Raw genomic sequence first — 25,084 nt, 5'->3', positions numbered from 1 at the left:
GTACCAGCGGCTCGTGGCCAAAGGAAAGAACCGAAAGCTGGCTTTGATAGCCGTGTGTAACAAGCTGCTCAAGCAGGCTTTTGCCATTGTAAATTCCGGCGTTCCCTACCAACCGGATTTTAACAGAATTCCCGCCTAATTCCCTTGACTTTTAACAGAGTTCATGTTAGTTGCTGTTATTCTATTACCATTACAGCTTCTTCTTCAAAACCTTCTAAGTTCGCTACCTTAAACTTTTCATCCGAAGAAGGTCGAATTTTATAGAAATTTACCACGCATCCGCCATAAGTTTCTATTTCTTGTCCAGAGTAAGCTGTCTCGCTAAAGGAAATAATAATTCTAAATCTGTCCGTGAATCTAATTTTCAATTCATTTTGCAGCTTTTTTGCGAATCTGAATCCCAGTTTAAGGTACTCTAATTCACTCTCCACGTTTTTGACATAGTCATCAATATGAATGTCGTTCAAAAAGATTTCGTATTCACATTTTTGGAAATCCGAGTTAAGTTCACCTGGGCCGAAATATTGGAAGTCTTTATATAATATGCATTCCTGTTCAATTCTAAAGCCAGAAGTAAGTAGTTTATTTAATTCTTCGGGTAGGACAGTATCAATGTTTTCAAATGAATACTTGGCTTGATTCAAGTATGATTCCATCAAAGAATTAGTCTCTATCTTCATTTTACTAATTGCAACTAACGGTTAGCTAGCAGGAGTCGGACTCCCATTATCTGCACTATATGTGGAGGTGGTGCTGTCGTTATGTTTCGGTTTCTTTTTTAAGGCGTTCCGCCTTTACTTATACAATATACTTCTTATGTGGTATGTAAGCAACAGTGTTGCAAAAACATCGATCAAAAGTTAGAAAACAGTCTTTCCCACTGGTTTAGATGAGACAAATGTGCAGAATAAGACAAGGAGAGGAGGAGTGCCTAAGATGTAAACAATCCGTTTATAAACGTATATATACGTATTATACGTAAAGCTTACGGATAATTTCAGCTAGACGGAAGCACTTCGTTGCCCCTGATCATTTCCCACAGCAAAACAGCCCGGAAATTCACGTTTCCGGGCTGTTTTTTAAAAATGAAGGCTAAAACAGTGATCAAGAATCTTCCTGTAATACGTCTTTCAGCACCTGCCACACGTTTTCGGCTAATATCTTCTGTCCCTCGGCAGTAGGGTGCACGCCGTCTCGCTGGTTCAGGTTGCGCACTCCGCCAACGCCCTCCAGCAGGAACGGCACCAACGACATGTTGTTCTCATTGGCCAATTGCCGGAATATTACCCTGAATTCGCTGGCGTACGAGCCACCCATGCTGGGGGGCACTTCCATACCGGCCATCACTAACTTGGCGTCTGGGTATTTAGCTTTTACCTTGTCTATAATGGCCTGCAGGTTCTTTTTCGTTTCTGCCGGCGGAATGCCCCGTAGTCCGTCGTTTGCTCCAAGCTCCAGCACGAACACATCAACCGGCTGGCGCAACAGCCAGTCAATTCTGTTTTTACCACCAGCCGAGGTTTCCCCGCTCAACCCAGCGTTAATAGCCTTGTAGGGCAGGCCTAGTGAATCAATTTTTTGTTGTATAAGCGCCGGGAAGGCTTCTGAAGCGTCTAGCCCATAGCCAGCGGTGAGGCTGTTCCCGAAAAAGAGTATATTTTTCATAGCTTGTGGCTCATTCTGGTGCTGTTCGTTCTTATTTTGTGTTTCTGTGGTAGCTGTCTCATTCTGACCAGAAGAGCAGCCAGCCAGCAGAAAAGTCAGAAAACAAACGTAATGCAAGTGGAGTTTATACATCGTTTTAAAAGCTTATGTTCTCTTGCAAAGAAAGTACTTATAACTTGTTATGCGCGTTTGAGGTTTAACAGGAAGCAAATTTTCCGTTACTTTATCGTGTTATTGGCACCCAGTGTAGCCTGAAATCAACTCTATAAATTTACCAGCACACGTGACTACTATTCTCAACGTACAAAATCTCACCAAAACCTATCAAGGCTCAGGAAATACCCTTACAGTTTTAGACAATGTCTCTTTTGCCATAGAAGCCGGAGCCACAGTGGCTATTGTAGGGCCGTCGGGTAGTGGCAAAACAACTCTGCTGGGGCTATGTGCCGGCCTTGACCGTTCCTCGGCGGGCGTAGTAGAACTGAACGGAATCAGGTTAGATGATTTAGATGAGGACGCCCGTGCCCAGGTAAGAAACCAGCATGTGGGGTTTATTTTCCAGAACTTCCAGCTGCTGCCAACTCTTACGGCCCTTGAAAATGTGATGGTGCCGCTAGAACTGCGTGGTGAAAGAAACATCAAGCCTCAGGCACTTGATCTGCTGGACAAAGTTGGGCTGGCGGGCAGAGCCCACCACTATCCGGCACAGCTGTCCGGCGGAGAGCAGCAGCGGGTGTCCTTGGCCCGTGCCTTTTCCAATAAGCCTAAAATTCTTTTCGCTGATGAGCCTACCGGAAACCTTGACGCCGAAACCAGTGAGAAAGTGGTAAAGCTGATCTTCGACCTGAACCAGGACGCCGGCACCACTTTAGTGCTGGTCACCCACGACAATGAATTGGCCTCTAAAACACAGCGGATATTGCGGGTAAAAGGTGGTAAGCTGGTATCTGATGAGTGGCTGAACCAATCTCTAGAGCAAAATGAGCTGTTTTAGCCCTGTTTTCTGAAAAGCAGCCTTAAAACGTGTAGCTTTTTCTATTAAAGCTAATTGTTACAACGAATAACGAACACGAATTTGAATAAGTTGAATATAGCCTGGCTGATTAAGATGGCGTGGCGCGACAGCCGCCGGAACCGCTCCAGGTTGTTCCTGTTTATTTCCTCCATAGTGCTGGGTATTGCCGCGCTGGTGGCCATTTTCTCTTTTGGGTATAACCTCCGCCGCGACATAGACCAGCAAGCCATGGAGCTGATCGGCGCCGATTTGGTTATCTCGAGCAACCGACCAGTAAGCGCTGAGGTGCAGCCGCTGCTAGATTCTTTAGGTGACCGGCGGTCGCAGGAGCGTAGTTTTGCCTCCATGATCCTTTTCCCTAAAAACGAGGGCAGCCGTTTGGTGCAGATCAGGGCGCTGGAAGGGGAGTTCCCTTATTACGGGGCGCTGGAGACAACGCCTCAAAGCGCTGGTGTCACTTTCAGAAACGGCAGGCAGGCGCTGGTAGACAAAACCCTCATGCTGCAGTTTAACGCCCAAATTGGTGACTCAGTAAAAGTGGGCGAGGTAACCTTTGAGATAGCCGGTATTTTAAACAAGGCACCTGGGCAATCCGGAATATCAGCCACAGTGGCCCCGGCGGTGTATATTCCGCTGCAGTTTCTGGAGCAAACCGGGCTAGAGCAGAAAGGCAGCCGCATCATGTACTTGTACTACTACAAGTATGATGCGCCAGTTGATACAAAGAAACTGGTAGAAAAGCTGGAGCCCCGGCTGGAGAAAGAGCTCCTGAACGCAGAAACCATTGAGTCAGAACGCGAGGATTTAGGTCGTTCCTTTGAAGACCTAACCGGCTTTCTGGCTTTAGTGGGCTTTATTGCCTTGCTGCTGGGGAGCATTGGGGTAGCCAGTGCCATTCATGTATACATCAAAGAGAAGCTGAGCTCTATTGCCATTCTGCGTTGTTTGGGTGTGAGCGGCAGGCAAGCCTTCCTGATCTTCCTGATTCAGATTGTAGGCATAGGTTTTCTTGGGTCTGTGATAGGGGCTGTGTTGGGTACGGCGGTACAGCAGTTGCTTCCGCGCGTGCTGCAAGACCTATTGCCCGTAGAGATCACTATGGGAATATCCTGGTTGGCCGTAATGCAGGGCATAGGGTTAGGCGTAGTCATATCGCTGCTTTTTGCTTTGTTGCCGTTAATCAGTATTAGGAATATCTCGCCGCTCAACACGCTAAGGCTTTCGTTTGAGGAAACCAGCCTGTTCAAAGATCCTTTGAAGTGGGGCGTGTACGGACTGATTCTGCTGTTTATTTTTGGGTTTACCTACCTGCAAACAGAGAAACTGAAAGAGGCGGCTTATTTCACTTTGGGTGTGTTGGTGGCGTTTCTGGTCTTGGTGGGTATAGCGGCTGGTTTAGTGTGGCTGGTGAGGCGGTATTTCCCATCGTCGTGGAGTTATCTGTGGCGGCAGGGGCTGGCCAATCTTTTCCGGCCAAATAACCAAACGCTAATTCTCATTGTGTCTATAGGCTTGGGCACCGCTTTTATCTGCACCTTGTATTTTGTGCAGACTATTTTACTTAACCACGTCACTCTTTCGGCCAGTGAGAACCAACCCAACATGGTACTTTTTGATATACAGAACGGGCAGCGCGAGGCGGTGGCAAATCTAGTCAAAAACCAAGGGCTGCCAGTGTTGCAGCAGGTGCCCATCATAACGGTGCGGGTAGAGGAAATCAATGGACTAACTGCCGCTGAGGTAAAAAAAGACAGCACCTTGGGAATTTCTGTCAGGGCTTTCCAACGTGAGTTGCGCGTCACCTTCCGTGATTCTTTAACCGATTCCGAGAAAATAGCCGAGGGTGCCTGGGTAGGAAAAGTGAACACCTCTGATGAAACTATAAAAGTCTCACTGGAAGAAGGATATGCAGAGCGTATTAAAGTGAAGGTTGGAGACAAGATGGTGTTCAACGTGCAAGGCGCGCTCATTCCCACCGAAGTAGGCAGCCTCAGAAAAGTAGACTGGAACCGGATTCAAACGAACTTCAGAGTCATCTTTCCGGAGGGAGTCTTAGAGGAGGCGCCGCAGTTTCATGTGCTTATTACCAGGGTACCAGATGCGCAGGCTTCGGCTCAATTGCAGCGGGCGGTGGTGCGGCAGTTCCCCAACATTTCCATTGTAGACCTGGAGCTGATTTTAGATATACTGGATGAGCTGCTGGATAAAATTGGTTTTGTGATCAGGTTTATGGCTGCCTTCAGTATCATCACGGGCTTGGTGGTGCTCATTTCTTCGGTGCTCATCAGCAAATACCAGCGCATACAGGAAAGCGTGTTGCTGCGAACATTGGGCGCCAACCGCAGACAGATTTTCATGATCACGGCGCTGGAGTACTTCTTCTTGGGTGCTTTGGCTTCGGGCACCGGTATAGTTATTTCACTGGCTGGTAGTTGGGCGCTGGCCAAGTTCAGTTTCGAGACCAAATTTACGCCAGAGCTGCTGCCAGTGCTGGTGGTTTTCCTGCTAATCTCCGCCCTGACCGTAGCTATTGGGCTCATGAACATTAGAGGAGTGGTAAACAAATCTCCGCTGGAAGTTCTAAGGTCAGATGTGTAGATTATCACATGGTTGTAACTGATATATTCATTTTCTCATCCTGTGCATAATGAATAAAAATAAGTTGAATGAGTAGAAATGGGTTTTAACCCATTTAAATCAAATGCATTCCAGAACAGGCTTTAGCCAAACCCGTTTATTTGCCTGTTTTAGCCAGTTTTCCTAAAAAACAGGCCTAATACAGGTGACGCTGCAACTTTACCTAACAAGCGTTGGCTTAATTTTTGTCCCTTCTGCCGGATTGTGCTAAATTTAAAACAGAATCAAATCTTACAACATGAAACAACCCAAATCAGCGGTTTCGGCTTTGTTACTAGGAAGTCTTCTGGTAGGAGCCTGCGCTAAAAATAATACCCCAACCACAACCTCCAACGCGGCGTCGGCCACGCAAACGGCAACCATAGAAGGGGGGAAGCAAGTCTCTTCTCCGCAGGTAATCACTGGTGAGGAGAACTTTAAATACGTGACGGAGCAGTTTGCTGACCTGCGCATTCTCCGCTACCGCGTACCAGGTTTTGAAGAATTACCGGCCAAGCAGAAAGAGTTGCTGTACTATCTGTATGAGGCTGCTCTGTCGGGCCGTGACATTATCTATGACCAGAATTACAAGCACAACCTGCGCATTCGCAGAACGCTAGATGCCATTGTGCAGAACAAAAAAGACCGCTCTACCTCTCCGGACTGGGAGAAACTGATAGAATACACCAAACGGGTGTGGTTCTCTAATGGCATTCACCACCACTACTCCTCCACTAAGTTTCTGCCGGAATTCAGTAAGGATTTCCTGGCGCAGTCTATCCGTAAGGTACCTGCGGACCAACTGCCGTTGCTGCCGGGTGAATCAGTGGACAAATTCATTGCCACCATCACCCCAATCATGTTTGACCCTACCATTGCGCCCAAGCAAACAAACAAAGAATCTGGGGTAGATGTGATCAAGACATCGGCGGTGAATTTTTATGAAGATGTGACCCAGAAGGAAGTAGAAGCCTTCTACAGTAAGAAAACTGATCCAGACAAAGAACGCCCGGTGTCGCATGGCCTTAACTCAAAAGTGGTGAAGGAAAATGGACAGGTGGTTGAGAAAGTCTGGAAAGTGGGCGGCATATACGGCTCAGCTATAGAGCGCATTGTCTTCTGGTTAGAAAAAGCCATTACCGTAGCCGAAAACGAGCAGCAGCGCCTTGCACTGCAGCGTCTGGTAGACTACTACCGCACCGGTGACCTGAAAACATTTGATGAGTATAACATTGCCTGGGTGAACGATGTGAACTCTAGGGTGGATGTAGTGAATGGCTTTATTGAGGTGTATGATGACCCTCTGGGCATTAAAGGTTCTTATGAGTCGGTAGTGTCATTCAAAGACGAGGAAGCTACCAAGCGCATTAATGCCATTGCCAGGCAGGCGCAATGGTTTGAAGATAACTCTCCGCTTTTGCCTGCTCACAAAAAGAAGAACGTGGTGGGAATCACTGCCAAAGTTATCACCACCGTGGTAGAGTCTGGGGATGCTGCCCCGTCAACTCCCATAGGAATTAACCTGCCCAATGCCAACTGGATCCGTAAAGAGCATGGCTCTAAATCGGTGAACCTTGGTAACATTGTGCATGCCTATAATGAGTCTTCTAATACCGGTGGAAGCACTTTGGGTGAGTTTGCTTATAGCCAGGAAGAGATAGACCGTGCCAAGAAATACGGTTCACTGGCCAGCAACTTGCATACCGACATGCACGAAGTGATCGGTCACGCTTCCGGACAAATCAACCCAGGAGTGGGAACCCCTAAGCAGACGCTGAAAAATTATGCCAGCACCATGGAAGAAGGACGCGCTGATTTGGTGGCCCTGTATTACGTGATGGACCCGAAACTGGTGGAAATAGGAGTAATGCCCTCGCTGGAAGTTGGCAAAGCAGAATACGACGGCTACATCCGCAACGGCCTGATGACGCAGCTTGCCCGCATTGAACCCGGTAAGAACATAGAGGAAGATCATATGCGAAACCGCCAGATGGTGGCTGCTTGGGCGTATGAAAAAGGCAAGAAAGACAACGTGATTGAAAAAGTGACCCGTAACGGCAAAACCTATTTCAAGATCAATGACTACCAGAAACTGCGCGAGCTGTTCGGTCAGCTGCTTAGAGAAACCCAGCGCATTACCTCTGAGGGAGATTTTAATGCCGCCAAAAACCTGGTGGAGACCTACGGTGTAAAAGTAGATCCTGCCTTACACAAAGAGGTTCTACAGCGCTACAGCACCCTGAAAATTGCTCCTTACCAAGGTTTTATTCAGCCTAAGCTGAGCCCAGTAGTGAAAGATGGTAAAGTGGTAGACGTAATCATTGCCTATCCGGATAACTTCACCCAGCAGATGCTGGAGTATGGCGAGGTTTATAACCTGTTGCCGCACTATAACTAAGCTCTGTTTTTAGCTTATTTTCGCTAAAACAGCCCCAAAACAAAAGCGCCTGAGATTTCTCAGGCGCTTTTGTTTTGGGGCAGAATTCAATAATCACATATCAATGCTATTGGTCTTTTTTGCTGCTATTAGGCTTGGCTATTCAATATCCGTATTGTAACTAGTAACTGCCCTACATGGCGGGTAGTGTGTTCTGCCGCATGCACCAGTAAACCAATAACAGTAGAAGGAATTTGTGCTCTGCCCACTCCACGCGGTTCTGTTAAAGTATCTTCTTTAGTGCTTTTGATTTGCTCCAGCGCCTTTTCTACCTGTTCATGAAACGCCTGCACCAGCGTTGCTACTGATATACCAGCTGCATGTTTTCCTTCGGCTGTTAAATGGTCTAGCTGTTCCAGAGAAAGAGATTGGCCACGGGCATAGGTAAGTAAACGGTCAAGCACGCCTGTTAAGTGCTGCAGATGAAATGCAGGTGAGGCTACTCCGGCAGGCCGTTCCCATAGCTTTTCTTCTGGGAAGTCTTTCATGAGAATATGAATTTCTTCTCTGGCTTGTAACAGTGCATGTGCCACGGGTTGTAGCAGATCAGGAACGACTGGCAGCGGCCCCCTTAGCCATACCTCTAATTGATTTGTGTTTTGTGCCATTGACTCTCTCGTTTCATTGGAATATAGGTAAGCAAGTATAGGTGTTTTAGGCCTGATTTCTGAAAAACAGCGCAAAAACTTACATCAGGTAATGTTTGGCAGATACAAACAAAAAAGCCCGACCAACTGGTCGGGCTTTTTCTGTTACTTAGATTCAGGTTACTGAATAAAGAGTCTGAATTCTGCACGGCGGTTTTTAGCACGTCCGGCATTGGTAGTGTTTGGTGCTACTGGTCTCTCTTCACCAAATCCTTCGGTGATGATACGGTCAGAGCTGATGCCTTTCTGGTCAGTGAAGTACGCTTTAGCGGCTTCAGCACGACGCATAGACAGGTCTTGGTTGTACTCATTTGAGCCAATGTGGTCAGCGTGACCAGCAATGCGCAGGTTGTAGTACGGATACTTGTTCAACATGGTAGAGATACGATCCAGTGTTGCGTAAGAAGATCTTCTCAGCACGGCTCTGTTGAACTCGAAGTGGATCTTAGGCACATTAGCCATGTAAGTGCTGTCAGCGGCATCTAAACCTGGGCAACCCATGTTTTCAGCTGATCCTGCTTGGTCTGGGCAACGGTCAACGTCATCGTTCACACCGTCTCCGTCGCGGTCAAGCACTACAGGGCAACCATTGGCATCTACACGTGTTCCGGCAGGAGTATCAGGGCAGGTGTCGTTTTTGTCTGCAACACCGTCACCGTCTGCATCTGGGCAACCTCTGGTAGCAGCAGTACCTGGCTGGTCTGGGCATTCATCTTCTGAGTCACGGATTCCGTCACCGTCGCGGTCAGGGCAGCCATTCAAGGCAGCGGAACCAGCTTCAGTTGGGCATTGGTCTAAATAGTCTGGAACTCCGTCTCCGTCACCATCCAAAGGACATCCGTCTTTATCAACTTGTACTCCGGCTGGGGTGTCAGGGCATTTATCTCTTCTGTCAGAAACGCCGTCGCCGTCAGTGTCAGTGGCTTTTCCTAAACCAAAGGAAATACCGAATTGGTGTTGCAGGTAGCGGTCGTTCAACTCATCGGTATCAGGGGGGGCAATACCGTCAAGAGAGTTGGTGCTTGGGTAATTTAAAGTTGATTGGGCAAAAAGGCTGATGCTCTCAGTTAATCTGAAACCTAAACCAGCACCTGCCATATAATTCATGCGCAGCTTGCCATCATCATACTTCATTTGGGCAGGACCAGCTCCCTGGGTAATGTAGGCTTCAACACTAGCATACGTGGCACCCACGCCAGCAATCAGGTAAGGCTTAAGGAAGGCATCTTCTTTTAAGATCTTACCATTGTTAAGCTTTAGTTTCAGACCTAAGTTGGCAGTTCCCATTTCATTGTCGAAACTGTTCGGTCCAAAACCGTACATTGTACCTGTAACCCGATCTTGTCTTAGGTTAAAGTAGTTTAACTGTAAACCTAAGTCAAAAGTAGGAGAAAGGTAACGGTTTATTCCCAGGCCACCGCCCCAGGAAGAGTTGCTCATATCCCAGATATCATTTCTAATATTGGTGCGGGCTTGATTGGCACTCGCGTAAATAGACAGCCCCCAAGGCCTGTCGGCGGACTGAGCTTTTGAGTCGGGCGCAGCAAACATGGACAGCAAAAACGCGCCACCCAAGGATGCTTTTAGTAAGGATTTTTTCATAGTTATTGTACTTGGAATATAGTGTAATGCACATATTTACCTCTTTTCGGTCAAAATGTTACATAGTAAAAGAAAATATTATATATCAATAATCATAATAGATTGATATGTAGGTGTTTGTGATTTATTAAAAATGCCATTCTTCAAATTTAAATTATGGTTAGCTGGCAGTTGGTAAGGGATTAAACTAAAAAGCGGGAGAGTCTGCTGACCCTCCCGCTTTCTGAGAAAATTGTTTACACTTACACATTGAATCTGAAGTGCATGATATCGCCGTCTTGTACCACGTACTCTTTGCCTTCAACAGCCATTTTACCAGCTTCTTTGATTTTGGCTTCAGTTTTGTATTCTACATAATCCTTCAGCTTGATTACCTCTGCCCGGATGAATCCTTTCTCAAAATCTGAGTGTATAACGCCGGCGGCCTGTGGGGCTTTCCATCCTTTTTGAATGGTCCAGGCTCTCACTTCTTTTACACCAGCGGTAAAGTAGGTGATCAGGTTGAGCAGGGAGTAAGAAGCTCTGATCAGGCGGTTTAGGCCAGATTCAGTTAAACCGTACTCAGCCAGAAACATTTCTTTCTCCTCGGCATCAGTAAAGTCGGCAATTTGCTCTTCAATGGCAGCTGAAATAACTACTACCTCGGCATTTTCTTCGGCCACATGCGCTTTTAAGGCATCTAAGAACTCATTACCGGTCTGTATAGAGGCCTCATCTACGTTGGCTACATAAATTACAGGCTTGATGGTGAGCAGCTGTAAATCTTCTACTGCCTCCAGGTCTTCTTCAGAAACGTCTAAAGAGCGGGCATTTTTGCCGCTTTCTAAATGCTGCTTAAAGCGTTGCAGGCTGGCGAATTCTTTTTTCGCTTTGGCATCACCGGACTTGGCTGTTCTTTCTACCTTGGCAATTTTCTTGTCTATAGACTCCAGATCTTTCAGCTGTAGTTCTGTGTCAATCACGTCTTTGTCAAACACTGGGTCAACGCCGCCTGCCACATGCACAATGTTAGGGTCGTCAAAACAACGCACCACGTGTATAATGGCATCTACTTCCCGGATGTTGGCCAAAAATTTATTGCCCAATCCTTCGCCTTTACTGGCACCTTTCACCAGACCGGCAATGTCAACAAATTCAATAACGGTAGGCAGCACGCGCTCCGGATGCACTAACTCCTCCAGAATCTGAAGACGCTCGTCTGGCACGGTGATAACGCCCACGTTAGGTTCAATGGTACAAAAAGGATAGTTAGCCGATTCGGCTTTGGCATTTGACAAGGCATTGAACAGAGTAGATTTGCCCACGTTTGGCAAGCCCACTATTCCACAACGAAGTCCCATATAAGTAGATAAGGTATAGGTAGCAAGATAAATTAAGTTTCTGATTGGCTGCACCTGTTGCCTCTGGTAAAGAAAGGCTCAGGCACTAAAGCCGGAAACGGCCGCAAATATACAGAATCCCGTGGTAATTGAAGAGGGAAGGAGAAAGACTGGCTGTTTTAGCTTCGTTTTACCTAAAACAGCCCCAAAACAGAAATCATTTTACATAAAAAAAGCTCACGCGAGGCATGAGCTTAGGTAGAATGGCAGCGGGCAAACTATTCCCACTTCAATTCTCCGTCAACAGCGGCTTCCGTTTCAAGAGGCACATGCTCGTGCTCTTGTTCTAAACGTTCTAGTTCAGCCAGTGCCTCTTCAGAAAGCAATTCCCCTTTTACATGGTTTACGGTGTCTTGCAAAGCCTCCATGAACTTGGCAAAGTCTTCTTTGTACAGGAAAATCTTGTGCTTCTCATAAGAGTAGTTGTCATCCTTGAACTTACGCTTGCTCTCTGTGATCGTTAAATAGTAATCATTGGAGCGGGTTGACTTTACATCAAAGAAATAGGTGCGCTTTCCGGCTCTTACTCTTTGCGAGTAGATTTCTGCTTTGTCGTTGTTCTCTTCCACCATAACTTGAAGGGTTCCGTTTGTATTTGAAGTAGCCAATTTAAAAGAAGAGATTGATATCTAAAAATTTTTATGTTTATTTTTAATAGTTAAATTCGAATGTATTAATGTTTTGCTCCATCTACCAACTATGAAAATCAAGTTAATTGTGCTATTCCTGAGCCTGGTGCCCCTTTGTGCATTGGCTTCCAGGTTTTCGCAAAAAGGAATGGCTACCTTTTATTCCAATCAATTAGTAGGTAAAAAGACCTCCAGTGGTGAACCTTATGATCCAGATAAAATGACAGCGGCTCATGCTTCGTTACCATTAAACAGTTATGTAAAGGTGCTTAATGTAAAAAACGGACGCAGTGTGGTGGTTAAAATTAATGACCGCATGAGCCGAAAAGCCCGTTATGTCATTGATGTTTCTCAGGCGGCGGCCAAGAAATTAGGCATAGTGCAAGCTGGAATGGGGCGGGTACAAATAACTAAAGTAAGCAAAGAGGCGGCCATGGCTGTATTGTAAGTTTAGTCAGATACTGCATGAGTAGGATAGAAGTAGATTTGGATTCAGTGCGCAACGTGCAGAATCTTGAGTTTTTGGCCAAACGATTGGTAGAGGGTTTCATTACGGGTCTTCACAAATCGCCTTACCATGGTTTTTCGGTGGAGTTCTCTGAGCACCGGCTGTACAACTCCGGTGAAAGCACCCGCCACATGGACTGGAAAGTTTACGCCCGCACCGAGAAGCTTTTTGTCAAGCGCTACGAAGAAGAAACAAATCTGCGGTGCCAGTTGCTGTTAGACGTTTCTGGGTCTATGTATTACCCCACCTCCAACTATGGTAAACTATCTTATGCGGTTTTAAGTGCGGCGGCACTGGCTACCTTGCTGCAGAAACAGCGCGATGCCGTTGGTTTAACCACTTTCTCTGATCAAATTGAACTGCAAACGCCCATTAGGTCTACGGGTGCGCATTTGCATACTTTATTGTTGGCTCTGCAGCAGCAGCTCCAGAAGCCGGCTCCGCCGCAGAAGGAAACGAAGGTAGCGCACATGCTGCACCATATTGCCCAGCAGTTGCCCAAACGTTCGCTGGTGATTCTGTTCAGCGACCTGCTAAGCCAGTATGAGCAATTAGATGAGATCTTTTTAGCCCTGCAGCACCTGCGGCACCAACAACATGAGGTGCTCCTGTTCCATTTCGCCCACGCCGAAACAGAAGATGAATTTAATTTCCCAGACAAGCCTTTCCTTTTTGTGGGTCTTGAAAATGGCGAAAAAATAAAAGTACAGCCTGCTGATATAAGAGAAACCTATGTAGAGGCAATGAAGAAATTCAAAGCTGATCTAAAGTTACGGTGTGGGCAGTACCGTATTGATTTAGTAACTATTGATTTAAAAGATCCGATTGATAAAGTGCTGCAGTCTTATTTGGTGAAGAGACTGAAGGTAAGGTAAAAAGTCCATCTGTTTTCAGCGTGTTTTATTGAAATTAGCCTCAAAACAGGAATAATAAATTTAATTTCATGCTGATACTCCCCCTTTGAAGGGGTTGAAGGGGGATGTTTACACCTGCCGGTCCACGCATTTCTGATTCTTCTCTTTTGCGGTCATCCCGAGCATCGCCGAGGGATCTAACGAAGACACTTACGCCCACCACCGCTTTACTCTCTGCCGTTGTTGCGTGTTTTCACCAACAACCTAAATAGCTTTTGCTCCCACAACCGCTTTTGACCTTATCTCTTCCTTCCTCTCTCCCTGCTAGGGTTTGTCACTTTTCTCCTTGATGAGAAAAGTAACCAAAAGAATCAAGAAGCCCTTAAACTCGCTGCCACTCAAACAGTAAGGGCTTCAGTAAATTTACCACCTGGCAACCGTGCGAAGTTCCATAGCTTCAGTAGCTACTGCAAACCTGAACCTGTATCTCGTGCTCCCGCTAAGCGCCTGCGTGCCCTTGGCACTGCGTTGCCCGCTCCCGCAGGAAGCGCTAAGGTTGGAATATTGTCTGTTCTTTTTGTTTTAATGACTCAAGACTCGCGACTCAAGACTCAGGACTCAGGACTCTTCAATGGTTCATTATCTAATGAGCGCCAGAGGTAGCGGCAGGCTAAGGTGCGGTGGGGGCGCCAGGCGTTAGATAGAGTCTGCATGCGCGGCTTTGCGACTTTGAAAGGTTCTTCTATGTGGTACAGCTTTTTCATGGCATTGTAAATACCCAGATCATCCAGGGGCATTACATCGGGCCGGTTCAGGGCAAACATAAGAATCATCTCGGCGGTCCATCGGCCTACACCTTTGATTTGGGTAAGACGCTTGATGAGTTCTTCGTCAGGTAAAAAAATTAATTCCTCTTGATGTAGATTTCCTGCTTGTGCGTGCTCCGCAATGCTTTTAATATAAGAAGCCTTTTGCCGTGACAGCCCCACGTTTCTAAAATCTTCTTCAGAAGAAGCCAGTACCAGGTGGGGTTTTGGAGCAGATTCCGGAAAAAGAGCTAAAAAACGCCCCTTGATAGTTGCCGCCGCTTTTACTGATAATTGCTGTGAAATAACTGAACTAAGTAAGGCATCATAGATAAGTTTTCCTTCCACCCGTTCTAGTAAGGGCGGGAGAGAGGCAATCAAATTTTGCAGCAAAGGATCTAGTGGGAACAAGCTGGCATGAGACATATTGATCTATTTTTTTATAGGGGGAGAGGGTTAATTTCAAAACTGGTATGGTAAATATAAACCCTACCGCCATCAAATAGTACAAGTTGCGAAACGAAGTTTTAATTACCAGATCTGACAAATGATAGTTACATTAGTGATTTGGTAAAACTTTATCTTGCGTTCATCTAAGATTCTTTACCTGTTCCAGTACCAGAACCATAGACAATGAAAATAGTTGAGTGTCCCCGCGATGCCATGCAAGGCTTACATGAGTTTGTGCCTACCTCTTTAAAAGTAAAGTACCTGCAAACTTTGTTAGCAGTAGGATTTGATACCTTAGACTTCGGTAGTTTCGTTTCTCCAAAGGCAATCCCGCAAATGCGTGATACCGCTGATGTATTGGCACAGCTAAACTTAGAGGAAACCTCCACCAAACTATTGGCCATTGTTGCCAACCTAAGAGGGGCTGAAGAAGCAGTAAACCATGACTCAATTCGCTATTTAGGCTTCCCCTTGTCTTTGTCAGAGGAATTTCAGAAAAGAAACACAAACAAAAGCATTGCCGCTGCCCTGGATGAAGTGGCACAAATGCAGGAACTATGCCTGAAGCATCAGAAAGAGCTGGTACTCTATCTTTCCATGGGCTTCGGAAATCCTTATGGAGAAGCATGGACGCCAGAATTGGCCGGAGAGATGACCCAGAAGCTGGATGCACTTCAGATCAACATCATCTCTTTGTCTGACACCATTGGTGTTTCTACCCCTGAGTCTATCCAGCAGTTGTTTACTACTTTAATTCCTGCGTTCCCGCACATAGTGTTTGGGGCACATTTGCACACCACCCCATCTAGCTGGCGTGAGAAAGTAGAGGCGGCGTATTCTTCCGGCTGCAGAAGGATGGATGGTGCTTTGAAAGGCTTTGGCGGGTGCCCCATGGCTAAAAATGAGTTGGTGGGGAATATGCCCACCGAGAAAATGATAGCCTATTTTCAAGAGAAAGACGTACCTTTGAATTTGAATCAGGAGGCATTGCAGACAGCCTTACGTTTGGTTCCGGAAGTATTTCATTCTTCTTTATAAGATACATGCGCCCACCGGTTGTAGATATATTTATTCCTTGCTTTGTAGATCAAATGTTTCCGCAGACCGGCTGGAACATGGTTAAATTGTTAGAGAGCCTGGGCTGCAAGGTTAGGTTCAACGCCAATCAGACCTGTTGCGGTCAGCCCGCGTACAATGCTGGGTTTCAGAAGGAATGCAGGGAGGTGTCTATCAAGTTCTTAGATGATTTCTCACAAGAAGGGAGTGACTACATTGTGGCTCCATCGGCTTCCTGCGTGGGCATGGTCCGGAATGCCTACCAGCACATTTTTGTAACTTCTTCTAACTTTGTGCACTACAAGGCAATGAACCGTAAAGTGCTGGAATTGACTGAGTTTTTGACGAATGTGTTAAAGGTGCAGTCTATTCCAGGAGCGAAGCTTCCGGCAAAATTTACCTATCATGATTCTTGCAGCGCTTTACGTGAATGTGGTATCAAGGAAGGCCCTAGGAAGTTATTGGGTATGGTAGACGGATTGCAGCTGATAGAAATGCGCGATACTGAAACCTGCTGTGGTTTTGGTGGCACATTTGCCGCTAAATTTGATGCCATTTCAGTGGCTATGGCCGAGCAGAAAGTTGAAAACGCCCTTAGCACAGGAGCAGAATACATTGTCTCTACTGACACCAGCTGTCTCATGCACTTAGAGGCCTACATAAAAAAAGAGAAAAAGCCCATAAAGGTGATGCATATTGCCGATGTCTTGACCTCAGGTTGGTAATAGACTCATCTGGTTCTAATGCAGCAAAGCCTGCAGGAAGCAATGCTACCTAAGTTGCTTTATAAATTCTGATATAACTGGTATGAGTTCTGAAGCCAAAGGAAGAGTAGGCTTGGAATAAGATGCAATATTTGATGCGCGGTCAGTAGGCACTTCTTTGAGAACATGGTTCATGCCTTTTATGATGACTAATTCTGATTTGTCTGCCGCAGCTGCTAATAGTTCTGCTTCAGAAAAAGGTACTTGAAGATCCTGATCTCCCTGTACAATCAAAGACCTCACTTGCAAATGCTTTATTTCCTGCCGGGGATCATATTGAAACCAAGACAGAAGGTAGGGCTGCACACTAGGCCTAAACAGGGATAACAGCATGGGCGGCACTTCTGCCACCGTTTCTCCAGCTTCTAGCTTAGCTAAAATAGGAGCGGCTGCAAGCGACACCATAATAGGCTGTTGCTGAAGTTGCTGCCTGATGATTTGGTTTGCAGGCTGACCAGCACCGGCCACTGATATAAATGCATCAGCATTGGCTTTTCGTGCAGCAACCATTCCAATCAAAGATCCCTCGCTGTGGCCTAATACCAAAACATGGCTGAACCGGTTGTCTTTCTTCAGCTTCCTGATCCAGAGCTCTGCGTCTATAATGTAATCCTCAAAACGAAGATTCTCTTCTGTTACGGCGGCTGCTTTACTTTCAGCTACGCCTCTTTTGTCATAGCGTACAGTTGCAATTCCTTTATCTGACAAACCATGGGCAAGAAGCTGCAGGCTGTTATTTCTGGCAAAAGGATTATTCCCGTTCCGGTCAGTAGGTCCGGAACCGGAAATAATTAGTACCACTTTAAGAGGTGATGGGGTGTTAGGTAAGGTTAAAGTTCCTTTTAGCAGTCCTCTTTCTGTGTCAAGTTCTATATCTTGGCTATTGAAGGTAGCAGTGCCTTGGGCATGCGCATTCAACAAACATCCTGTCAAGAACAGAAGACAAAAGACGAAGCCGATTTTAATGAGTTTTTCAAAAAACAGGCCCAAAACAGAAATTACAGTTTAGGTAAAATAGGAGCGGCCGCTTCTTTTATACGCTGTTTCAGGCTTTCAGAGGCTGGTGCCAATGGTAACCTGACATAGGGGCTACAGATTCCTAAAGACTCTAAAATCAATTTGATGCCGACAGGGTTAGACTCCTCGTACATGAGAGGGTTAACTTTCAGAAATGATCTTTGCAGGGCAGCGGCCTCTTTGAAATTACCATCCAGCGCCAGGCGGGTCATGCGGCTGAACCTTTCTGGAAAAGCGTTGCCTAACACCGTTACTATTCCATCGCCGCCTACTGAAATTAATGGAACAGTGGTCATGTCATCACCACTAATTACCAGAAATCCTTCAGGACGACCCTCTATGATGGCCATATACTGCTCCAGGTTTCCGCAGGCATCTTTTGTGCCCAAAATATTAGGGTGTTGCGCCAACCTAAGAGTAGTGGCAGCACTCATATTGATACCAGTTCTTCCAGGAACATTGTAAAGCATGACAGGTACTGGTGAAACGTCGGCTATGGCAGAGTAATGGAGGAATATGCCCTCCTGAGAAGGCTTGTTGTAGTAGGGGCAAACAGAAAGAACAGCTGAAACTCCGTCAAAGTCCAAGGTTTTCATCCAATCCAACACATACTGGGTATCATTTGCACCAAGGCCGTACACCAATGGCTTTCTTCCTGCTATACGCTCTTTCGCAAAAGCCAGTAACTCTGTTCTTTCATAAGGAGTAGTGGTAACCGACTCTCCGGTGGTGCCATTTACAATTAAGTAGTCTACTCCGTTTGAAATGGTATAATCAATCAGGCGGCCAAAAGCCTCAAAATCAACTGAAAAATCTTCTTTAAAAGGAGTAACCAATGCTACCCCAGTTCCTCTCAATTCTTGCATAGATAGGGTTGTGCGTAAGTAATTTACAGGCCAAAGATACAGAAACACCCACTAAAAAAGAGGCTAATAGCTGCAAGGCCTGTTATTAAATATATTTACAAACCCTCTTTTTAAACTCTTTTAGGCGCTTCAGTTCTACTTATTACCTAAAACAGAGGCAAATGTTTTGATGCATGATAGCAGCTGAACTTGCTGAGGTACTAAAGGTTTTTACTCTCCACCCATTTCATAAACTCCTCACGGTAACTGTCGCCCACAGGTATCTCCAAGTCTTTTATTTTAATTCGGCTTTTCTCTATAGCTTCTATGTGCGGCAATGATACAATATAAGATCTGTGTACCCTCGCAAACTCATGGTGGGGCAGTTTCTCCATGATTTTGTTCATAGATAACAAGGTGATAATCTTACGGGAAACAGTGTGCAATATTACGTAATCCTTTAAGCCTTCTATGAACAGTATGTCCTTCAGGTTTACCCTAATAGTTTTGTAGTCTGCCTTGACAAAAATAAAATCTTCGTTTTCAGAATTTTGAACAGGCATACTAGAAACAGGAGCTGGGGCGGCATGCTGCTGCTGCAACTGTGCCCGCTCATATACTTTGTTCACAGCCTTCAGAAATCGGTCAAAAGGAATGGGTTTTAGCAAATAGTCAACGGCATCAAGCGTGAAGCCATCTAAGGCGTACTGCGGGTATGCGGTTGTGAAAATGATGGCAGGGCGGTGTGAGAGTGACTGCACAAACTGTACCCCAGTTAGTTCGGGCATTTCTATGTCCAGAAATAAGAGATCAACAGGTTCGGTTTGCAAAACAGACATGGCCTCTAAGGCACTGGCGCAGGTCTTTACCAGTTTCAGAAACGGAATTTTACCTATGTAGGAGCGCATTAAATCTAAAGCGAGCGGCTCATCATCAACGGCAAGGCAGGTCAGTTGCATTGGGAGTTTGAGTTAAGAAAGTTTAGTCAGAACCAGCGTTGTTTCAAATTGGGCTCCGTTGGCCTCTGTTTTCAATGAAAACCCGTTTGGGTACAGCAACTCCAAACGCCGGCGCAGGTTCTGCAAACCAATTCCTCCGTAGGCGTTTTTCTTGGCGTTAGGCTTTATGGTATTGTCGGTGGTGAACGTTAGCTGGTTTTGTTCTATGGCCAATCTTAATTGCATTGGTGCGGTGGTGAGGCCATGCTTGAACATATTTTCCACCAGCGGCATCAGGAGCATTGGGGGCAATTGTACTTGAGAGACATTGCCGTACACCTCCAACGTCAGCAGTTCAGGATTGGGCAATCGCAGGCGGTGCAAATCAAGCAGGTGTTGCAGGTGCTCCAACTCTTTTTCTAGCGGCACTTGGGCGGTGTTGGTTTCATACAGTTGGTACCGCAGCAGCAGCGAGAGCTTCATAATGGCATCTGGCGTACTGGCGGAATTCTGGTAGGCCAGGGAATAGATGTTGTTAAGGGTATTGAACAGGAAATGCGGATTCACCTGAGATTTGAGCAGTTCCAATTCAGTGGTGGTATGCTGTAATTCCAGCTCTTTTCTTCGGCGCTCATTACGCAAAAAGTCACCAGTCACTTTCAGGGCTGAACTCAGGAAGATGTTCATAACGCCGGTAAGGGCCACTTGCAGCATGATGTGCTGGAAAGAAATTATTCTAGGGTATCTCTTTAGCTGTTCAGCCATTTTGGGCACCTCCATAGCCATAGCTTCTTTTAACCAAATTTCTATTGGAGCCCGGGTAGCCGCATACACAGCCAACGTGGCAATAACAACAAAAGCATACCAAAGCACCCGGTCTTTCGCTAATATTTTGGGCACCAGCACAAACCAATTGAGGTAAAAAAGACCAATATGGAAGAGAACGGTCTGGGTAACGTCCATGGCCAGCCAGCGCACCGGTATAAAATTAGACTCGCGCATGCCGAAATGAATCCAGAGCGATAGGCCCAATAACCCCAGCCACAATAAGATATGCAGCAACAGCGGAAGGTGTTTCTTCATTGTTTTTCCCAAATCAGACCAAAACTACATAATCAGCCAAGCTTTCAATATTCTTTCTGTAGGTTTTAGACAAACGGCAATAATATGTAGACGAATGGGTTGGTGGGGAAGAATAGTGGATTCGTCTAAGACTAGGGCGGATTGGTATAGTTGAGTTGCGTTTGGGCAAATAGCTCCCTTCATTTGAATCGTCAATTCTTCCGAATGCTATGCAAGACTTCCTTATACAAACCCAGCACCTGCGCTATTCATATGGCCGTCAGGAGATATTAAAAGGATTAGATCTGCAAATTCCTAAGGGAAGTATCTATGGATTTCTAGGGCCAAATGGCGCGGGGAAGACTACTACAATCCGATTACTGCTCGGGCTGTTGCACCCAACGGGCGGTGAGATCAAAGTATTTGGAAAGAGACTTCAGCAGAACAGGTTGGAAGTGCTACGGCAGGTGGGAGCGCTGATAGAAACCCCCAGTCTCTACAAACACCTGACCGCAAGGGAAAACCTGGAAGTCATGCGCAGGTTGCAAGGTATAGAGAAAAATCGGGTAGAGGAAGTGCTGGAAATTGTGCGGCTCTCCGCCGATGCTGACAGACTTGTCAAGCATTACTCACTGGGCATGTGTCAGCGGTTAGGAATTGCCCTGGCCCTGTTGCCAAACCCTGAACTGTTGATTTTAGATGAACCAACTAACGGTTTAGACCCTAGTGGAATACGGGAAATGCGGGAGCTCCTGAAAGACCTGAACCAACAGCATGGTAAAACCATTTTTTTATCTAGTCACTTGTTGAGCGAGATAGAAAAAACTGTCACCCATTTATCCATCATTCATGAGGGAAAAGTTGCGTTTGAGGGAGCCATTCAGGAGTTGCAGCAAGTGGCTATTCACGCAAACGTACTGGAAGTAGAAGTAACCAATACGCTGATGGCTAAAGAGGTTCTACTAAACAATGGTCTTGCGGTGGAGTCTTTGGGCGGCGATTGGTTACGGGTGGCGGTGCAAAACAAATCCGAATCTGCTGCGCTTAACCAACTGCTGGTGGAACAAGGTGTTTCTGTTACGGGGTTGGTTTTCGCTCAGCAAAGCTTAGAGGAACTGTTTTTGTCTATGACGGAGACTTCTCCAACTGTCGGTTCTATTTCTTCTTCCTCTCCAATTTTAGTTTAACCATGGAACTAGCTTACTCTTTTCTTGTTCGCGGATTTTCTGCCGAGGCACTTAAAATAAAACGTACGTGGGCTTTGTGGCTTTCTTTGCTGGCGCCGCTTTCCGTGGTGAGCATGAATTTTTTGGTTTTCTTTTTTAGAGGAGACAAACTGCTGAAGCTGGGGGAAGATCCTTGGCCTTTGTGGGCTGGCAACAACTTCAACATTACCGGACAATTGCTCCTGCCACTATTTTTGACGCTTATTACCGCTCTGGTCAATGGCGCCGAACACAACTCCCACGGCTGGAAGCAACTGTACGCTTTGCCTTTGCCCAAGTGGAGTGTTTTCCTGAATAAATACCTGCTGCAATTAGGGCTGGTACTGTTGTCTTCTATCACTTTTATACTTGGTTTATTTGCTGCAGGCTACCTGTTGGGTGTGGTTAGACCTGATCTGGGCTTTTTGGAGTTCCACCACTTGCAAAGCGTTATTTTTGGTGCCCTCAGAATCTTCATTGGCTCTTTGTTTGTGTTTACGGCACAGTTCTACATTAGCTTCCGGTTTAAAAGCATAGCAATGAGCATTGGGTTAGGCATATTGTTCACTGTGGCTTTTTTGATTGGGGCACGTTGGGAGCACATTGGTTACTATCCGTACAGTTGGCCAGCTTTTTCAGCCATGGCTTTTTATGCAAAACAAACCTCGCTTTTTATTCCTGAAATGTGGTACAGCTTAGCTGGAAGCATAGTCTTATTGCTCATTGGCATCTGGGATTCAGCCCGCAGACAGATTCTATAGTTTTTAGCTCATTAGTCTATAACAGATTTAAAATACAACGTCATGAAAGTTCTATTCACATTATTGATTGGCATTTGTTTAGGTTGGCTTAACGCTCAGTGGGATGTAAAAGGGCAATTGGCTTTAGAGCAGCGCCAACTGGAATTAGAGCGGGATGCCATTTTCAAGGCAACAGTAGGTGAAATGGAGGAGAAGCTGGAGTTGCCTGAGAGTCTGCTACGGTTGTGGTAGTAGTTTATTTAAGCTTACCTTTTACAATAATGCTGGACATTAAAGCAGGCAGCAGAATAAGAACGTATTATTTCAATCTATTCAATATCCCTAAAAACAATTTGAACACTAGCTGGTTATACTATTGTTGATTTAGTAACAGTTTGGTTTTAGTTGTATAAGTAAGTGAAGAAAAGCGAAGGCAACACCTTCGCTTTTCTGTTTTCTATTCGTTTTATGAAAAGAAGGGCTAAAACAGCGATCTTATTAACAGAAAAAATCAGCTTATGCTTTAAGCCATTCATTGCCAACTCCTTTTGTTTAATGTTAGGAAATCATATTGTTAAACTCTTCTTCGCTTAAGATAGTGACGCCAAGGGTGGTGGCTTTTTCTAACTTGCTGGGGCCCATCTTGTCTCCGGCCACCAGGTAAGACAGTTTCTTAGAAATGGAACTGACCACTTTTCCTCCGTGGGCGGCAATAGTGTCTTGTAGTTCCTCCCTTGAGTACCCAGAGAAAACCCCTGAGACCACAAATGTCAATCCTTCTAATTTATTGCTCTGCGGCTCTACTACCTCTACTGCGCCTAAATCTAATTGCAGGCCGTGGGTGCGCAGGCGTTCTACTACGTGCACATTAGCCACATCATCAAAAAATTCCCGCACAGAGGCGGCAATACGTCCTCCAATTTCTGGAACGGCTATCAATTCTTCTTCCGTGGCGGCACGTAAAGCGTCAATATTCCGGAAGTGCTGCGCCAGCTTCTGCGCTACGGTAGCGCCAACAAACCTAATGCCCAAGGCGAACAGCACGCGATCAAACGGTACTTCTTTCGATTTTTCAATGGCGCTTAAGATGTTGTCTACCGTTTTCTGCTGAAACTTAACCTTTCGTGTTTTGCCAGTCTCTTCATCTGTATACACTTTCTCTAATCCGAATAAGGTGTCGTAGGTAAGGTCGTAAAGGTGGTCAGGACTGGTGACCAATCCACGTTCTGCCAGAAGCTCTATTTTACCCTCGCCCAAGCTCATGATGTTCATGGCCTTGCGGCTGATAAAATGTTCTAATTTTCCTTTTACCTGCGGCGGGCAGCCCTTCTCATTCGGGCAGTAGTGGTTGGCTTCACCTTCTGTTCTCACTAATGGAGTGCTACAGGCAGGGCAGGTGGTAGGGTACGTAATAGCTTCCGCATTTTCTGGCCGCAGCTCCGTCTTTACTGCTGTTACCTTAGGTATAATCTCTCCACCTTTTTCTACTACCACATGGTCGTGGAGCATAAGCCCTAGTCGCTCAATTTCATTGGCGTTGTGCAGTGAGGCACGTTTTACCGTAGTTCCAGCCAATAATACAGGTTTCATGATGGCTACAGGGGTCACGGCACCGGTACGGCCTACGTTGTACTCAATCTCCAAAAGTTCAGTAACTGCCTCGGCAGCTTTATACTTGTACGCCATGGCCCAACGAGGACTTTTGGCGGTGTAGCCCAGTTCTTCCTGTTGTGCATAAGAGTTTACTTTTACCACAATACCGTCCGTGGCAATGGGCAGTTCAAAACGTTTCGTTTCCCATTCATGAATAAATTCCAGCACCTCGTCAATGGTGCGGCACACCCGCCAAGTAGGCGATACCTGCTGTCCCCACTTTTGCAAGGCTTCTAAACTTTGGGAATGGCTTTCAAACAAAACAGGCGTAGTCAATAAGCTGTAGGCAAACATGCTTAACCTTCTGCGCGCTACTTCTTTAGAGTCTTGTAGTTTAAGTGTTCCGGAAGTTGCATTTCTTGGGTTGGCCATTAACGCTTCGCCAATTTCCTCCCGCTCTTTGTTCAGTTCCTCAAATACGTTGAATGGCATGAACACTTCCCCCCGAACCTCCACCTCGGCCGGCACATCTTCTCCGTGCAGATGCAGCGGAATAGTTTTGATGGTACGTACATTGGCCGTAATGTCGTCGCCGCGGGTACCATCGCCGCGGGTGACACCGGCGGTAAGGCCTCCGTTGGTGTAGGTGAGGCTGAGAGCCACCCCATCAAACTTAAGCTCACATACATACTCCACCTCGTCACCAGTTACTTTGCGCACCCGTTTGTCAAACTCCCGCACCTCGTCCTCTGAATAGGTGTTCCCCAAGGAAAGCATTGGGTATTTATGTTTCACCGTCGTGAAGTTTTTGGTGATGGTGCCGCCCACCCGCTGCGTAGGAGAGTTCTCAGACCGAAACTGCGGATACTGCTCCTCCAGCTTCTGAAGCTCTAGCAGCATTTGGTCAAACTCATAATCAGACACTTCAGAAGTGCTGTTCTGGTAATACTGGTAGTTGAGGTAGTTCAGGCGGTTTGTCAGCTCTAAAATTCGTTCTTGCGGGTTCTGCTCAGCCATGATGGGTGGTGTTTTATTCTTGAGGTAAAGGTAAAGCAGGATTTACAGGATTTAAATAATTTTCAGGATTTGATTACTGAGCAAATTTTCAATGCTAACCCAGAAAATAGAAGCTTGTGTGGTTACTGAATTGCGAAAAAAAATAAGCTTCTTGAAGTAAGAGGCAAATTAAAATTAAGGATTTAGCTCTAAAAGGTATAGTAGGTGAATAAAAGAAAGCTAATGAACATTTAGCTACT

The 25,084-nt window shown here is 46.0% G+C and carries 22 protein-coding genes and 1 pseudogene; 11 read left to right on the top strand and 12 right to left on the bottom strand.

The window, feature by feature from the left end; genetic code table 11:
- Positions 1-139, top strand: a pseudogene (locus A8O23_RS21745) (IS110 family transposase); the annotation flags it as partial.
- Positions 140-176: 37 nt separating this feature from the next.
- Here A8O23_RS21745 and A8O23_RS11735 read toward each other — a convergent pair.
- The gene (locus A8O23_RS11735) at positions 177-680 is read right to left on the bottom strand and encodes a hypothetical protein (protein ID WP_066621322.1); all 504 of its coding nucleotides are present in this window, start codon (positions 678-680) and stop codon (positions 177-179) included.
- A 424-nt stretch (positions 681-1,104) separates the two neighbouring features.
- Positions 1,105-1,665, bottom strand: a complete 561-nt coding sequence (locus A8O23_RS11730) for an arylesterase (RefSeq protein WP_317039542.1) — start codon at positions 1,663-1,665, stop codon at positions 1,105-1,107.
- Positions 1,666-1,948: 283 nt separating this feature from the next.
- Between A8O23_RS11730 and A8O23_RS11725 the strand changes: the two genes are divergently transcribed.
- From A8O23_RS11725 to A8O23_RS11715, 3 genes are all read left to right on the top strand, one after another.
- Entirely contained in the window at positions 1,949-2,659 is a 711-nt protein-coding gene (locus tag A8O23_RS11725) for an ABC transporter ATP-binding protein (RefSeq protein WP_066621316.1), read from the top strand.
- Between the two features lie 81 nt (positions 2,660-2,740).
- Entirely contained in the window at positions 2,741-5,278 is a 2,538-nt protein-coding gene (locus A8O23_RS11720; protein WP_317039541.1) for an ABC transporter permease, read from the top strand.
- Positions 5,279-5,555: 277 nt separating this feature from the next.
- Positions 5,556-7,694, top strand: a complete 2,139-nt coding sequence (locus A8O23_RS11715; RefSeq protein WP_082883014.1) for a dipeptidyl-peptidase 3 family protein — start codon at positions 5,556-5,558, stop codon at positions 7,692-7,694.
- A gap of 128 nt (positions 7,695-7,822) precedes the next feature.
- Here the strand turns inward: A8O23_RS11715 and A8O23_RS11710 are convergent, their stop codons facing one another.
- The 4 genes from A8O23_RS11710 to A8O23_RS11695 form a co-directional block, all read right to left on the bottom strand.
- A complete protein-coding gene (locus A8O23_RS11710) occupies positions 7,823-8,341 on the bottom strand; it encodes a DinB family protein (protein WP_066621308.1) in 519 nt (172 codons plus the stop codon).
- 159 nt (positions 8,342-8,500) lie between these two features.
- Positions 8,501-9,982 carry an OmpA family protein gene (locus A8O23_RS22055; RefSeq protein WP_074988366.1) on the bottom strand — a complete coding sequence of 494 codons (1,482 nt, stop codon included), beginning with the start codon at positions 9,980-9,982 and terminating at the stop codon, positions 8,501-8,503.
- Between the two features lie 242 nt (positions 9,983-10,224).
- Positions 10,225-11,322 (bottom strand): redox-regulated ATPase YchF, encoded by a 1,098-nt coding sequence (gene ychF / locus A8O23_RS11700; protein ID WP_066621302.1) that lies wholly within the window; start codon positions 11,320-11,322, stop codon positions 10,225-10,227.
- Positions 11,323-11,579: 257 nt separating this feature from the next.
- Entirely contained in the window at positions 11,580-11,930 is a 351-nt protein-coding gene (locus A8O23_RS11695; RefSeq protein WP_066621401.1) for a DUF3276 family protein, read from the bottom strand.
- Positions 11,931-12,060: 130 nt separating this feature from the next.
- Here A8O23_RS11695 and A8O23_RS11690 point away from each other — a divergent pair, with 130 nt between their 5' ends.
- Together A8O23_RS11690 and A8O23_RS11685 are read left to right on the top strand one after the other, a co-directional pair.
- Entirely contained in the window at positions 12,061-12,438 is a 378-nt protein-coding gene (locus A8O23_RS11690; RefSeq protein ID WP_066621299.1) for a septal ring lytic transglycosylase RlpA family protein, read from the top strand.
- Between the two features lie 17 nt (positions 12,439-12,455).
- The gene (locus A8O23_RS11685; RefSeq protein ID WP_066621296.1) at positions 12,456-13,373 is read left to right on the top strand and encodes a DUF58 domain-containing protein; all 918 of its coding nucleotides are present in this window, start codon (positions 12,456-12,458) and stop codon (positions 13,371-13,373) included.
- Between the two features lie 590 nt (positions 13,374-13,963).
- Here A8O23_RS11685 and A8O23_RS11680 read toward each other — a convergent pair.
- Entirely contained in the window at positions 13,964-14,584 is a 621-nt protein-coding gene (locus A8O23_RS11680) for a DNA-3-methyladenine glycosylase family protein (RefSeq protein WP_066621293.1), read from the bottom strand.
- A 207-nt stretch (positions 14,585-14,791) separates the two neighbouring features.
- Here A8O23_RS11680 and A8O23_RS11675 point away from each other — a divergent pair, with 207 nt between their 5' ends.
- Positions 14,792-15,646: a hydroxymethylglutaryl-CoA lyase gene (locus A8O23_RS11675; RefSeq protein WP_066621291.1), complete on the top strand. Its 855-nt coding sequence runs from the start codon at positions 14,792-14,794 to the stop codon at positions 15,644-15,646.
- Between the two features lie 5 nt (positions 15,647-15,651).
- Positions 15,652-16,389, top strand: coding sequence for a (Fe-S)-binding protein (locus tag A8O23_RS11670; RefSeq protein WP_066621288.1), 738 nt, complete (start codon positions 15,652-15,654; stop codon positions 16,387-16,389).
- A 45-nt stretch (positions 16,390-16,434) separates the two neighbouring features.
- Here A8O23_RS11670 and A8O23_RS11665 read toward each other — a convergent pair whose 3' ends face one another.
- The 4 genes from A8O23_RS11665 to A8O23_RS11650 all read right to left on the bottom strand — a co-directional run bounded on the left by A8O23_RS11665 (position 16,435) and on the right by A8O23_RS11650 (position 20,311).
- Entirely contained in the window at positions 16,435-17,349 is a 915-nt protein-coding gene (locus tag A8O23_RS11665; protein ID WP_204377689.1) for an alpha/beta hydrolase, read from the bottom strand.
- Between the two features lie 77 nt (positions 17,350-17,426).
- On the bottom strand, positions 17,427-18,311 hold the full coding sequence (gene dapA / locus A8O23_RS11660; RefSeq protein WP_066621285.1) for a 4-hydroxy-tetrahydrodipicolinate synthase: 885 nt from the start codon (positions 18,309-18,311) through the stop codon (positions 17,427-17,429).
- Between the two features lie 200 nt (positions 18,312-18,511).
- A complete protein-coding gene (locus A8O23_RS11655; RefSeq protein WP_066621281.1) occupies positions 18,512-19,249 on the bottom strand; it encodes a LytR/AlgR family response regulator transcription factor in 738 nt (245 codons plus the stop codon).
- Positions 19,250-19,261: 12 nt separating this feature from the next.
- Positions 19,262-20,311 (bottom strand): sensor histidine kinase, encoded by a 1,050-nt coding sequence (locus A8O23_RS11650; RefSeq protein ID WP_066621278.1) that lies wholly within the window; start codon positions 20,309-20,311, stop codon positions 19,262-19,264.
- A gap of 209 nt (positions 20,312-20,520) precedes the next feature.
- Here A8O23_RS11650 and A8O23_RS11645 point away from each other — a divergent pair, with 209 nt between their 5' ends.
- From A8O23_RS11645 to A8O23_RS11635, 3 genes are read left to right on the top strand one after another with little or no spacing between them, the layout of a single operon-like run.
- Complete coding sequence (locus A8O23_RS11645) at positions 20,521-21,477, top strand: ABC transporter ATP-binding protein (protein WP_066621275.1); 957 nt, start codon at positions 20,521-20,523, stop codon at positions 21,475-21,477.
- 2 nt (positions 21,478-21,479) lie between these two features.
- Entirely contained in the window at positions 21,480-22,256 is a 777-nt protein-coding gene (locus A8O23_RS11640) for an ABC transporter permease (protein WP_066621271.1), read from the top strand.
- Positions 22,257-22,298: 42 nt separating this feature from the next.
- On the top strand, positions 22,299-22,487 hold the full coding sequence (locus A8O23_RS11635) for a hypothetical protein (RefSeq protein WP_066621268.1): 189 nt from the start codon (positions 22,299-22,301) through the stop codon (positions 22,485-22,487).
- 306 nt (positions 22,488-22,793) lie between these two features.
- Here A8O23_RS11635 and ligA read toward each other — a convergent pair whose 3' ends face one another.
- A complete protein-coding gene (gene ligA / locus A8O23_RS11630; RefSeq protein WP_066621265.1) occupies positions 22,794-24,845 on the bottom strand; it encodes an NAD-dependent DNA ligase LigA in 2,052 nt (683 codons plus the stop codon).
- Between the last annotated feature and the right edge of the window lie 239 nt (positions 24,846-25,084).

This window comes from Rufibacter roseus, from assembly GCF_001647285.1.
GTDB classification, from domain to species: Bacteria; Bacteroidota; Bacteroidia; order Cytophagales; family Hymenobacteraceae; genus Nibribacter; species Nibribacter roseus.
Note: the sequence above shows the minus strand (reverse complement) of the source record. Positions and strands in the feature narration are given on the sequence as shown.